At 69.3% G+C, this 11,848-nt stretch carries 10 protein-coding genes; 6 read left to right on the top strand and 4 right to left on the bottom strand.

Annotation, left to right across the window (positions count from 1 at the left end):
* Positions 1-23: 23 nt before the first annotated feature.
* The 6 genes from hemH to A4W93_RS13445 all read left to right on the top strand — a co-directional run bounded on the left by hemH (position 24) and on the right by A4W93_RS13445 (position 7,300).
* Positions 24-1,115, top strand: a complete 1,092-nt coding sequence (gene hemH / locus A4W93_RS13470) for a ferrochelatase (RefSeq protein WP_085751093.1) — start codon at positions 24-26, stop codon at positions 1,113-1,115.
* 2 nt (positions 1,116-1,117) lie between these two features.
* Entirely contained in the window at positions 1,118-1,537 is a 420-nt protein-coding gene (locus A4W93_RS13465; RefSeq protein ID WP_085751092.1) for an RNA-binding S4 domain-containing protein, read from the top strand.
* A 155-nt stretch (positions 1,538-1,692) separates the two neighbouring features.
* Positions 1,693-2,190: a nucleotide exchange factor GrpE gene (grpE, locus tag A4W93_RS13460; RefSeq protein WP_237357780.1), complete on the top strand. Its 498-nt coding sequence runs from the start codon at positions 1,693-1,695 to the stop codon at positions 2,188-2,190.
* A 108-nt stretch (positions 2,191-2,298) separates the two neighbouring features.
* On the top strand, positions 2,299-4,242 hold the full coding sequence (gene dnaK / locus A4W93_RS13455) for a molecular chaperone DnaK (RefSeq protein ID WP_085751090.1): 1,944 nt from the start codon (positions 2,299-2,301) through the stop codon (positions 4,240-4,242).
* A 99-nt stretch (positions 4,243-4,341) separates the two neighbouring features.
* Positions 4,342-5,481: a molecular chaperone DnaJ gene (gene dnaJ, locus A4W93_RS13450; RefSeq protein ID WP_085751089.1), complete on the top strand. Its 1,140-nt coding sequence runs from the start codon at positions 4,342-4,344 to the stop codon at positions 5,479-5,481.
* Between the two features lie 157 nt (positions 5,482-5,638).
* Complete coding sequence (locus tag A4W93_RS13445; protein WP_169726537.1) at positions 5,639-7,300, top strand: response regulator; 1,662 nt, start codon at positions 5,639-5,641, stop codon at positions 7,298-7,300.
* A gap of 3 nt (positions 7,301-7,303) precedes the next feature.
* Here the strand turns inward: A4W93_RS13445 and A4W93_RS13440 are convergent, their stop codons facing one another.
* The 4 genes from A4W93_RS13440 to A4W93_RS13425 all read right to left on the bottom strand — a co-directional run bounded on the left by A4W93_RS13440 (position 7,304) and on the right by A4W93_RS13425 (position 11,830).
* Positions 7,304-8,500 carry a PA0069 family radical SAM protein gene (locus A4W93_RS13440; RefSeq protein WP_085751087.1) on the bottom strand — a complete coding sequence of 399 codons (1,197 nt, stop codon included), beginning with the start codon at positions 8,498-8,500 and terminating at the stop codon, positions 7,304-7,306.
* Positions 8,501-8,545: 45 nt separating this feature from the next.
* Positions 8,546-9,427, bottom strand: a complete 882-nt coding sequence (locus A4W93_RS13435) for an ABC transporter substrate-binding protein (RefSeq protein ID WP_085751086.1) — start codon at positions 9,425-9,427, stop codon at positions 8,546-8,548.
* Positions 9,428-9,659: 232 nt separating this feature from the next.
* Complete coding sequence (locus A4W93_RS13430) at positions 9,660-10,871, bottom strand: FAD-dependent oxidoreductase (RefSeq protein WP_085751085.1); 1,212 nt, start codon at positions 10,869-10,871, stop codon at positions 9,660-9,662.
* Complete coding sequence (locus A4W93_RS13425) at positions 10,868-11,830, bottom strand: ornithine cyclodeaminase family protein (protein WP_085751084.1); 963 nt, start codon at positions 11,828-11,830, stop codon at positions 10,868-10,870. The genes A4W93_RS13430 and A4W93_RS13425 overlap by 4 nt, the downstream gene beginning before the upstream one ends.
* Between the last annotated feature and the right edge of the window lie 18 nt (positions 11,831-11,848).

Genomic DNA, 11,848 nt, shown 5'->3' with positions numbered 1-11,848 from the left:
TCCCACCGGAGTCCCCCCGTTCCATGAGTTTCGCCCCCGAACCCGCACGCCCCGCCGATGCCGCGGACACCACCGCCGTGCTGCTGTGCAACCTCGGAACGCCCGACGCCCCCACTCCCTCGGCCGTGCGCCGGTTCCTCGCCGAGTTCCTGGGAGACCCGCGCGTGGTCGAGATCCCGCGCCCGATCTGGTGGCTGATCCTCCACGGGGTCATCCTCCGCGTGCGCCCGCGCCAGTCGGCGGCCCGCTACGCGAGCATCTGGACCGCCGAGGGCTCGCCGCTCACCACCTGGACCGACGTGCTGGCCAAGCGCCTGGCCGGCAACCTGGGTGAACGCGGCCATCGCGTGCTGGTGCGTTACGGCATGCGCTACGGCAACCCGTCCATTCCGTCGGTGCTCGACGAGTTGAAGGCGGCGGGCGCCACGCGCGTGCTCGTGCTGCCGCTGTACCCGCAATACGCGGCGTCCACCACCGCCAGCGTGGTCGACGCGGTGCTGGGCTGGTCGCGCCGCATCCGTGCGGTGCCCGAGTTCCGGTTCATCAACCGGTTCCACGACGACACCGGGTACATCGGCGCGCTGGCCCGGCGCATCGCCGACCACTGGGATGCCGAGGGGCGCCCGGAGAAGCTCGTCATGAGCTTCCACGGCATCCCGAAGCGCAGCATCACGCTCGGCGACCCGTACCACGGCGAGTGCCTGCGCACCGCCCACCTGCTGGCCGAACGCCTGGGCATCTCGGCGAACGACTACGTGGTGACCTTCCAGAGCCGCCTCGGCCGCGCCGAGTGGCTGCAGCCCTACACCGAACCCACGCTCGCGAACCTCGCGCGCCAGGGCGTGCGCCGGGTCGACGTGGTGTGCCCGGGCTTCACCAGCGACAACCTCGAGACCCTCGAGGAGATCAACCAGGAGGCCCGCGAGGCCTTCCTGCACGCCGGGGGCACCACGTTCGGGTACATCCCCTGCCTGAACGACCGGACCGACTGGGTGCGCGCACTGACGGCCCTGGCCGAGCGCCACCTGCAGGGCTGGGACACCCGCCCCGCCCCCGCGCCCGAAACCCCGCTGCAGCGCCTGCCGCGCGCAGCCGACCGGGACACCCGCGCCTGACCATGAGCCACCCCGACCCGAAGGCCTCCGCCGGCGTCCGCCTCGACAAGTGGCTGTGGGCCGCCCGTTTCTACAAGACGCGCAGCCTGGCCACGGAAGAGATCGGCAAGGGCCGGGTCCAGGTCAACGACCTGGATGCCAAGCCGTCGCGCGAGGTGCGCCTGGGCGACCGCATCGACGTGCGGCAGGGCCCGGTCGTGCGCACCATCGTCGTCAAGGGCCTGAGCCACCAGCGCGGGCCCGCCCCCGTCGCCCAGGCGCTCTACGAGGAAACGCCCGAGAGCGTGGTCCGGCGCGAACAGGCGGCCCAGCGGCAGCGGGAGGCACCGGAACCCTCGCTGTCCATCGAACAGGGGCGTCCCACCAAACGCGACCGCCGCCAGTTGGCGGACTGGAACCGCTGGAGCGCCAGCAAGGAATAGCGTTTGCCTCGAGGGTGGCGCGCGCGAATACGCCCTTCCCGGCCGGTCCGCAAGGCACCGAAAAAATTCCCACATTCCCCTCTTGAAACCGCTCGGGCCGGTCCCAGATGCGGACGAGTCGTAGAGGTCTCCACATGCAGAATCCCGAAAATCCCATGGAAAATCAAGACGTTGGCGCCACTCCCGCGCCCGAGGCGACGGTCGAGTCGGCCGTGCCCGACGCGGAAACCCGCCTGGCCGAAATGTCCGACGCCTACCTGCGCGCCAAGGCCGAGGGTGAAAACATCCGCCGCCGCGCCGAGGAAGAGGTCGCCAAGGCCCGCAAGTTCGCGGTCGAAGGGTTCGCCGACAGCCTGCTGCCCGTGAAGGACAGCCTCGAGGCCGCCATCGCGATCCAGGCCGCCACGCCGGAGCAGCTGCTCGAAGGCGTGCACGCCACGCTGCGCCAGCTGTCGGCCGCGCTCGAACGCAACAAGGTGCTCGAGATCGCCCCGCCCGCCGGCACCAAGTTCGATCCGCACCAGCACCAGGCCATCAGCGTGGTCCCCGCCGAGCAGGACGCCAACACCGTGGTCACCGTGCTGCAGAAGGGCTACCTGATCGCCGACCGCGTGCTGCGCCCGGCCCTGGTCACGGTGTCCGCACCCAAGTAAGTCAAGAACGTAGGGAAAGGCGGTCGTCCACAAGCACGGCCCCTTGAAAACAGCCGGGTTATCCACACCTCGGACTCATCAGATTTCAAAGTTAGCAGGAGCGAAAAAATGGGAAAAATCATCGGCATCGACCTCGGCACCACCAACTCGTGCGTGGCGATCATGGAAGGCAACACCACGCGTGTGATCGAGAACAGTGAAGGTACCCGCACCACGCCGTCGATCATCGCGTACCAGGAAGACGGCGAGATCCTCGTCGGCGCCTCGGCCAAGCGCCAGGCCGTCACGAACCCGAAGAACACGCTGTACGCGGTGAAGCGCCTCATCGGCCGCAAGTTCACCGAGAAGGAAGTGCAGAAGGACATCGACCTGATGCCCTACACCATCGCCGCCGCCGACAACGGCGACGCCTGGGTGGAAGTGCGCGGCCAGAAGCTCGCCCCGCCGCAGGTCAGCGCCGAAGTGCTGCGCAAGATGAAGAAGACCGCCGAGGACTACCTCGGGGAAGCCGTGACCGAAGCCGTGATCACGGTGCCGGCGTACTTCAACGACGCCCAGCGCCAGGCCACGAAGGACGCGGGCCGCATCGCCGGCCTCGACGTCAAGCGCATCATCAACGAACCCACCGCCGCGGCGCTGGCGTTCGGCCTCGACAAGAACGAGAAGGGCGACCGCAAGATCGCCGTGTACGACCTCGGCGGCGGCACGTTCGACGTGTCCATCATCGAGATCGCCGACGTCGACGGCGAGAAGCAATTCGAAGTGCTGTCCACCAACGGCGACACGTTCCTGGGCGGCGAAGACTTCGACCAGCGCGTGATCGACTACATCATCGCCGAGTTCAAGAAGGAACAGGGCGTCGACCTGAGCAAGGACGTGCTGGCCCTGCAGCGCCTGAAGGAAGCCGCCGAGAAGGCCAAGATCGAGCTGTCGAACAGCGCGCAGACCGACATCAACCTGCCGTACGTGACGGCCGACGCCTCCGGTCCGAAGCACCTGAACATCAAGCTGACCCGCGCGAAGCTCGAGTCGCTGGTGGACGAGCTCATCGAGCGCACCATCGCCCCGTGCCGCACGGCCATCAAGGACGCCGGCATCTCGGCCGCCGACATCGACGACGTGATCCTCGTCGGTGGCATGAGCCGCATGCCCAAGGTCCAGGAGAAGGTCAAGGAGTTCTTCGGCAAGGAGCCGCGCAAGGACGTCAACCCGGACGAAGCCGTCGCCGTGGGCGCGGCCATCCAGGGCCAGGTGCTCGGCGGCGAACGCACCGACGTGCTGCTGCTCGACGTCACCCCGCTGTCGCTCGGCATCGAGACGATGGGCGGCGTGATGACCAAGATGATCAAGAAGAACACGACCATCCCGACCAAGTTCGCGCAGGTGTTCTCCACCGCCGAAGACGGTCAGCCGGCCGTGACCATCAAGGTCTACCAGGGCGAGCGCGAGATGGCGTCGGGCAACAAGAGCCTCGGCGAGTTCAACCTCGAAGGCATCCCGCCGGCCCCGCGCGGCACGCCGCAGATCGAGGTGAGCTTCGACATCGACGCCAACGGCATCCTGCACGTCGGCGCGAAGGACAAGGGCACGGGCAAGGAAAACAAGATCACGATCAAGGCCAACTCCGGCCTGAGCGAAGCCGAGATCGAGCAGATGGTCAAGGACGCGGAAGTCAACGCGGCCGAGGACAAGAAGAAGCTCGAACTCGTGCAGGCCCGCAACCAGGCCGACTCGCTGGTCCACAGCGTGCGCAAGAGCCTGGGTGAACACGGCGACAAGCTCGACGCCGGCGAGAAGGAAAAGATCGAGGCCGCCCTGAAGGACACCGAGGAAGCGCTCAAGGGTGACGACAAGGCGGCCATCGAGGCGAAGACCGAAGCCCTGATGACGGCGAGCCAGAAGCTCGGCGAGAAGGTGTACGCCGATGCCCAGGCCGCGCAGGCCGCCGCCGGTGGCGCAGCCGAAGCCCCGCAGGGCGCCGGCCCGTCGTCGGCCCCGGCCGACGACAATGTCGTCGACGCGGAGTTCAAGGAAGTCAAGGACTCCAAGTAATCCGGCACGGCAGCCCCTCGGGGGCCTTCGGGCCCCCTGCCTCCCCCGTGCGCCGAACAGGCCGCGGGGGATTTCGTTGTTCAGGAACTGCAAGACACCATGGCAAAGCGTGACTACTACGAAGTCCTCGGGCTGGCGAAGAACGCCACCGACGACGACATCAAGAAGGCCTATCGCAAGCTGGCCATGAAGTACCACCCCGACCGCAACCAGGGCGAGGGTGCGAAGAAGGCCGAGGAAAGCTTCAAGGAAGTCAAGGAAGCCTACGAGATGCTGTCGGACGGCGACAAGCGCGCCGCGTACGACCAGTACGGTCACGCGGGCGTGGACCCGAACGCCGGGGGTTTCCGTCCGGGCGGCCCGGGGGCGGAAGGGTTCGGCGGCTTCGCCGAAGCCTTCGGCGACATCTTCGGCGACGTGTTCGGCGGTGGACGCCGTGGCGGCGGCGGCCAGCAGGTGTACCGTGGCGCCGACCTCAGCTATGCGATGGAGATCACGCTCGAGGAAGCCGCCAAGGGCAAGGAAAGCCAGATCCGCATCCCGAGCTGGGACGAGTGCGAGACCTGCCACGGCTCCGGCGCGAAGCCCGGCACCAGCGCGAAGACCTGCACGAGCTGCAACGGCTCCGGCACCGTCCACATGCGCCAGGGCTTCTTCAGCGTGCAGCAGACCTGCCCGCACTGCCGCGGCACGGGCAAGATCATCCCCGAGCCCTGCACCACGTGCCACGGGCAAGGCAAGGTCAAGAAGAACAAGACCCTCGAGGTCAAGATCCCGGCCGGCATCAACGAGGGCATGCGCATCCGTTCGGCCGGCAACGGCGAACCGGGCACCAACGGCGGCCCGGCGGGTGACCTGTACATCGAGATCCGCATCAAGCAGCACGACATCTTCGAGCGCGACGGCGACGACCTGCACTGCACGGTGCCCGTGGGCCTGACCACGGCGTGCCTGGGCGGCAGCCTCGAGGTGCCCACGCTGGGCGGCAAGGCCGAGATCGAACTGCCCGAGGGCACGCAGCACGGCAAGACCTTCCGCCTGCGCGGCAAGGGCATCAAGGGCATCCGCTCGAGCTACCCGGGCGACCTGTACTGCCACATCGCCGTCGAGACGCCCGTCAAGCTCACCGAGCACCAGCGCAAGCTGCTCAAGGAGCTGGACGAGTCGCTGAGCAAGTCGGACAAGCACTCGCCGAACGCGAAGAGCTGGACCCACCGGGTCAAGGACCTCTTCAAGTAAGCGCGGCGCCCCGCTGCGGTACGCCAACGGCGCCTTCGGGCGCCGTTGTGCTTTCCGCCCTCCGGCGCGACACTCGAAGGCAGCGCTCAAGTCGGCCGTGCACCGAGCCGATATGGGGCGCAGGAGCCGTACGCGTTCCCTCAGTCCGGAGCCTCAGATGCAGATGATCGACCGCGACATCGCGAAGTCGTCCGCACTCGTCATCGATGCGAACCCCACGTCACGCAGCATGCTCGTGACCCAATTGCGCGACTTCGGCGTGGGCCAGGTCGTGCAGTCGAGCCGCATCCACGATGCCCGGCGCCTGCTCGAGTCGCGCCCGTTCGACATCGTGCTGTGCGAGCAGGACTTCGAGGCCGAAGGCTATTCGGGCCAGAACCTGCTCGACGACCTGCGCCGCCTGCAGTTGCTGCCGCTGTCCACGGTGTTCGTCATCGTGACGGGCACCGCCTCCACCACCACCGTGGTCGACGCCGCCGAATCGGCCGTCGACAGTTACCTGCTCAAACCCTACACCGCCGCCGCGCTCGGCGAACGGCTGGCGCAGGTGCGCAAGCGCAAGAAGGCGCTCGCGGACATCTTCGCGCCCGTCGAGGCGGGCGACCTCGCCGCCGCCGCGCGGCTGTGCCTGAAGCGCTTCAAGGAACAAGGGCCCTTCCACGCCTATGCGGCGCGGCTCGGGGCCGAACTGCTGTTGCGCATCGGCGAACCCGAGGCCGCGCGCAAGCTCAACGAGATGGTGCTGGAGGGCAATGCCACCATCCCCTGGGCCCGCCTGGGCGTGGCCCGGGCGCAGATCGCCGCGAACCAGCCCACCGCCGCCGCACGCAGCCTGGAGGCGCTGGTGGCCGACCAGCCGAACTACACCGACGCGCTCGACATCCTGGGACGCCTGCAGGTCGAACAGGGTGACCTGACCGCCGCGGCCGTGACCTACCGGCGGGCCGCCGAGTTCACACGCGGGTCGATCGGGCGGCTGCAGCGCCACGGCCTGCTCGCCTGGTACGCGGGCCAGAAGGACGATGCCCTGAAACCCCTCGAACGCGCCGCGGTGCTGGGTGCCGGCTCGCGCATGTTCGATGCCCAGGTGCTGGTGCTGCTGGCCAGCCTGCGTTTCGAGCAACGCGATTCGAAGGGCCTGCAGCGGGCGCTCGACCAGCTCCAGGACACCGCGTCGAAGGAGGCCGACTCCGCACGCATGGTGCGCCTCGCCGACATCGCCGGCCTGCTCGGGCTCGCGGCCCACAAGCAGGCAGGCGAACTCGTCGAGCGGCTCGAATCATGGGGAGGCCGCGTGCTCGACCCCACGCTGGACCTCGAGACCGCCTGCAACCTGCTGACCGTGTGCGCAACCCTCGCCGCCGCCGACGTCACCCTGCCCGCCGGCACGCCCGCGTGGCTCGAGGTGCTGGCCACGCGTTTCGCATCGTCGCGCGCCTCCACCGCCCTGCTGGCCGGGGCCGCCGCCAGCCATCCGCCATTCGCGGCCCTGGTGACGGAGGCCCAGCAGGCCGTGGCCGCGCAGGCGGAACGTGCGGTGACGCTGGCCCTCGAGGGCCGCCAGCAGGAGGCCATCCTGGCCCTCGTGCACGAGGCGGGCCGCACGCTCAACACCAAGTTCGTGGACCTCGCCCGCATGAGCCTGCAGCGGCACCGCGAGCGGCTCGAGACGCCCGAGGCGCTGTCGAAGGAGATCGACCTGATGCAGCGCGCCCTGGCCACCGGCGGCGGGCTGCCGCCGCTCGGACAGGCGTCCGACACGCCGGCCCATCCGCTGGCGGCGCGGGCGCCCCAACCAACGCCCTCACCCGCCCGCTGACCGTCAGAACAGCGACCCCTGCGCCGGGTTCGCCACACGCACCGGCCGCTGGAACCGGCCGGTGTCGAGCACCTGCCGCCCCCCGTCGAGCCCGTAGCGCACGAGCGCCTTGCGCAAGCGCTGTGTGATCAGGTCGGCCCACACACCCTGCCCGCGCATGCGCTGGCCGAACGCGGCGTCGTAGTCCTTGCCGCCGCGCATCTCGCGCACGCGCGCCATCACACGCGCGGCGCGGTCGGGGAAGTGTTCGTCGAGCCAGCGCTGGAACAACGGGTTCACCTCCCAGGGCAGGCGCAGCACGATCGAGAAGCCGCTGGTGGCGCCGGCCGCCGCGCCCGCCTCCAGCACCCGTTCCAGCTCGGGTTCGTTGATGAAGGGGATCAGCGGCGACACGCTGATGCCCACCGGCACCCCGGCCTTCGCGAGGGCCTCGATGGTCTTGAGGCGCCGCGCCGGCGAGGCCGCGCGCGGCTCGAGGATGCGGGCGAGCGCCGGGTCGAGCGTGGTGACCGAGACGAAGGCCATCGCGAGGCCGTCGGCCGCCATCGGGGCGATGAGGTCGAGGTCGCGTTCGATGCCGGAGGACTTCGTGATCACCGAGAACGGATGCCTGAACTCGCTCAGCACCTCGATGACCGACCGGGTGATGCGCAGCCGGCGTTCGGCGGGCTGGTAGGCATCGGTGGCCGAGCCGATGTTGATGGGCTTCGGGACGTGTTTGGGGCGCATCAGCGCCTCGCGCAGGCGTTCGGCGGCGTTGACCTTCGCGATGATGCGGGTCTCGAAATCGAGGCCCGGAGACAGGTTGAGGTAGCTGTGCGTGGGCCGCGCGAAGCAGTAGATGCAGCCGTGCTCGCAGCCCCGGTACGGGTTGATGGACAGGTCGAACGAGATGTCGGGCGAGTCGTTGGCCGCGATGATGGACTTGACGTGCTCCTCGACCACCCGGGTGTCCGGAGGCAGCGTCTCCTCGGTCGCCTGCTGGTCGAGCGTGCCCCAGCCGTCGTCACACGCCTCGTGGGTGTCGCGCGTGAAGCGGTGCGCGACGGACCAGGCCGTGCCCCGCCCCTTCAGCGGCGGGGCGACCGGCAGCCAGCCGGGGTCGGGCACCGCGCCGGGTTCGTCGTCCGGACCATCGCCCGCAGGCTCGCGCTCCCGGCTGTAGCCGGAAGGCGGAGGGGTGAGGGATGGCGCGGGCATACTGTCATTTTATACAGTATTTTCCGGCACGCGCCGGAATCACGTTCAGGCCGTGGGCTTGCAGGACGGCAGTGACCAGCCCGCCGGCCGGTCGACGCCGGCGCGGCTGTTCTGCCCGGCCGGCACGAACCACACGTCCTGCACCAGGCCGTAGGTCTTGCCGATCTTGCGCATCTCGCACGTCTGCCACAGCTTCGCGATCTCGGCGTTCACGGCCTTGACCAGCTCCGGGTTGTCCTTGTTCAGGCCGAACACCACCTGGCCCAGGCCGGTCAGCAGCGGGAACTCGGGCGAGTTGTCGGTGAAGGCGTTGAACTTGAGCTTCCACTGCGGGTTGCGCGAGATGGCGTACTGCATCACCGGCGGGTCGCCGATCACCGCGTCGATGCGGCCGGCCAGCAGGTCGCGCACCGCGGCGTCCGAGGTGTCGTACAGGGCGACCTGCAGGCCCTTGATCTTGCGCATCTCGGGAATGAACGAGAAGCCGGTGATGGTGCCGACCTTCTTCCCTTCGAGGTCCTTCAGGCTGCTCCAGTTGTTCTTGTCGAGCTGGGTGATGCCGTTCTTGAAGTAGTGGATGGGATCGCTCAGCGTCATGATCTTCGAGCGCTGTTCGGTCCAGCCCATCGTGCCGGCCATCACGTCCACCCGCTTCGACTGCACCGAGGCGATGGTGCCCGACCACTCCATCAGGGCGGGCTTCACCTTGAGCTGTGCGGCCTCGCTGATGCGCTGCAGGATCTCGCCGTCGTAGCCGACCATCTTGCCGTCCTGGTAGCCGGTGCCGGGCATGTCGCCGGTGAAGGCGATGGTCAGCGCGCCCTTCTCGATGGTCTCGACCGATTGGGCGAGCACGGGGGTCTGGGCCGCGAAGAGGCTGGCCAGCGCGGCGAGCCACGCGGCGATTCGGATGTGTCGGTTGAGCATGGGAACTCCTGGTGAATGGGCCGTCCGAAGACCGGAACGTGGAGCGAAATATAGGGACGCGGGCCCCCTGTGAATTGCAGGCCCTGACGCTGGAATTGCACGTTTGCGACAGCGCGGGAAACCCCGAAGGCCTCGATTCGGTGCGCGCACTGTGCCCGCCGCGCGCATAAAGAAAAAGGCCCCGGCGCATGCGCGGCGGGGCCTCGTCGAAGATAAAGGTGTTAACGGATCGTCACCCGGCGAACTCGCACATCGCCTCGGAGAGTTTCGCCGCGCTGCCCGCGGCCAGCGTGAGCCCGAGCGCGCCCTGCCCCGCATTGACGAACACGTTCGTCGACTTCAGGCGCCCGATGAGCGGCACCGAATCGGGGGTCGCGGGCCTCAACCCGGCCCACGGGCGCGGCGACGCCGTGTCGCACAGGCCGGGGTAGACCGCCTCGACGCTGTCAATCATGGCCGCGACACGCGAGGCCGGCACGTCGCGCTCGTAGCCGGTGATCTCCGCCATCGCGGCCACGCGCAGCTGGTTGCCGAGCGGCGCGAACACCGTCTTGCGGCCGAGGTGCGTGACGCTCGCCGCCGGCCGCTCGCGGCCGCGGAACGGCACCGTGATGCTGTAGCCCTTCACGGGGTAGACCGGCAGGTGGAAGCCCGCGCCGGACGCGAGCGCGGCCACGTGCGGTCCGGCGGCGAGCACGAAGGCATCGGCCGTGAGGTCGCCCGTCGACGAACGCGCCGCGACGATCCGGCGGCCTTCGCGCACGAACCCGGTCACCTCCGTGTTGAACCACGTGCGCCCGCCGAGCTTGCGCATCGACGCGACGAGTTCGCGGCACAGCAGGTGCGGATCGGCGATGCATTCGTCGGCCGTCCAGATGCCCCCGGCGATCCCGTCGAGCGCACCGCCCAGGGCGGGTTCGCGCTCACGGCACTCGGCGGCCGACAGCACCTCCTGCCGGCAGCCCAGCGTCGCCTGGAACGCGACCAGCGCGCGCTGCCGTGCGAGGGTCGCCTCGTCGGGACACAGCACGAGCTTGCCGTTCTGCTTGAACCCGACCGACCAGCACTCGTCGTGCATCCAGCCCTCGAGCACGCGGCGGCTGAGCCGCGCGAGCTGGATCAGCGTGGCGGTGCCGCGCCGCGCCTTGCCCGGGCGGCACGCCGCGAGGAATCGCAGGCCCCATGCCCACTGCCGCCAGTCGGCGCGCAGGCGGAACTTCACCGGCGAGTCGGCCGACAGCAGCATGCCGGGAAGCGATTTCAAGGTGCCGGGCGACGCGAACGGCTCGGCATAGCTGTAGCTCAGCTGGGCCCCGTTGGCGAAGCTCGTGAGCAGGCCGGGCTCGGCCGCCGCGTCGACGAGTTCGACGTCGAACCCGGCGCGCGCGAGCTGGTAGGCACTCGCGCAGCCCACCAGCCCGGCGCCGACGATGACGACCTTCACGTCAGCGCGCCCATCGAGGTGTCGGCATGGTCCGTCAGCAGCCAGCCCTCGCGCACGCGCGACAGCACGAGCTGCGCCGTGGCCACGTCGGCCAGGCCCACGCCCACCGACTTGAACACCGTGATGCCGCGGCGTTCGAGGCGCCACGGCGACTCGCCGCCGAACAGCTGCGGCAGGTCCACGTACCGGCCGGCCTGGTGCCGCTCGTTCCACAACACGATCTCGCCGGCCTCCACGAGGCTCTGCGGCTTCCACTCCACGATGATGCGCTCCGCACGCGACATCGTGGTGTCGTCCAGCTCGCGCACCTTCGGCGTGCTGGTGCCGATGGCGGCGACGAACGCACAGGGCGCGAGCAGGTTGCCGTCGAACACGGGCTCGGCCGACCGCGTGGCCGTCACCACGATGTCGGCGTCCACCACGGCCTCCTCGGCCGCGGTGATCCGCACGCGCGAGCCGGTCGCCTGCTCCAGGCGCTTGCACCACGCGGGGTTCGCGAGCGGGTCCACCACGCAGATGTCGTCGAAGCGGAACCGTTCGCACAACGACTGCGCCTGGGACCGCCCCTGCAGCCCCGCGCCGAACAGCGCGAGCTTGCGCGCGCCCGGCGCGGCCGCGCGCGACGCCACCAGCGTGGTGATGGCGGCCGTGCGGAAGCGGGTCAGCTCGTTGCCGTCGAGCACGGCCAGGGGGGTGTTGGTCTCGAGGTCGAACAGCACGATCGAGAAGCTGAACTGGCCCGCCACGGTCGGATAGACCTTGAGGCCGGCGACGTTGCGGGCGTTCCAGATGGCGCCCATCGAACTCAGCTTGACGCCGGAGCAGTCGGTGCGCTGGCGCGGGTGCACCGCGGCCCGGCCGTCGGCCAGGTCCTGGAAGGCCTGCGCGAGGACCTCGGTCACGCCGCGGAAGTCGAGCAGTTCGGCCACTTGGGCGTCGGAGATGTGGAGCATGGTCATGGCGATGGGGATGAAGGA

It is taken from the genome of Piscinibacter gummiphilus, from assembly GCF_002116905.1.
Lineage (GTDB): Bacteria > Pseudomonadota > Gammaproteobacteria > Burkholderiales > Burkholderiaceae_C > Rhizobacter > Rhizobacter gummiphilus.
The sequence above is the reverse complement of the archived record's forward strand: the minus strand, read 5'-3'. Positions and strand labels throughout refer to the sequence as shown.

Bases quoted from the DNA above. Each gene is read 5' to 3' on its own strand.
- grpE (WP_237357780.1), top strand. From the start codon at position 1,693: ATGGAAAATCAAGACGTTGGCGCCACTCCCGCGCCCGAGGCGACGGTC.
- dnaK (WP_085751090.1), top strand. From the start codon at position 2,299: ATGGGAAAAATCATCGGCATCGACCTCGGCACCACCAACTCGTGCGTG.
- A4W93_RS13465 (WP_085751092.1), top strand. From the start codon at position 1,118: ATGAGCCACCCCGACCCGAAGGCCTCCGCCGGCGTCCGCCTCGACAAG.
- A4W93_RS13440 (WP_085751087.1), bottom strand. From the start codon at position 8,500: ATGCCCGCGCCATCCCTCACCCCTCCGCCTTCCGGCTACAGCCGGGAG.
- A4W93_RS13435 (WP_085751086.1), bottom strand. From the start codon at position 9,427: ATGCTCAACCGACACATCCGAATCGCCGCGTGGCTCGCCGCGCTGGCC.
- dnaJ (WP_085751089.1), top strand. From the start codon at position 4,342: ATGGCAAAGCGTGACTACTACGAAGTCCTCGGGCTGGCGAAGAACGCC.
- A4W93_RS13445 (WP_169726537.1), top strand. From the start codon at position 5,639: ATGCAGATGATCGACCGCGACATCGCGAAGTCGTCCGCACTCGTCATC.
- hemH (WP_085751093.1), top strand. From the start codon at position 24: ATGAGTTTCGCCCCCGAACCCGCACGCCCCGCCGATGCCGCGGACACC.
- A4W93_RS13425 (WP_085751084.1), bottom strand. From the start codon at position 11,830: ATGACCATGCTCCACATCTCCGACGCCCAAGTGGCCGAACTGCTCGAC.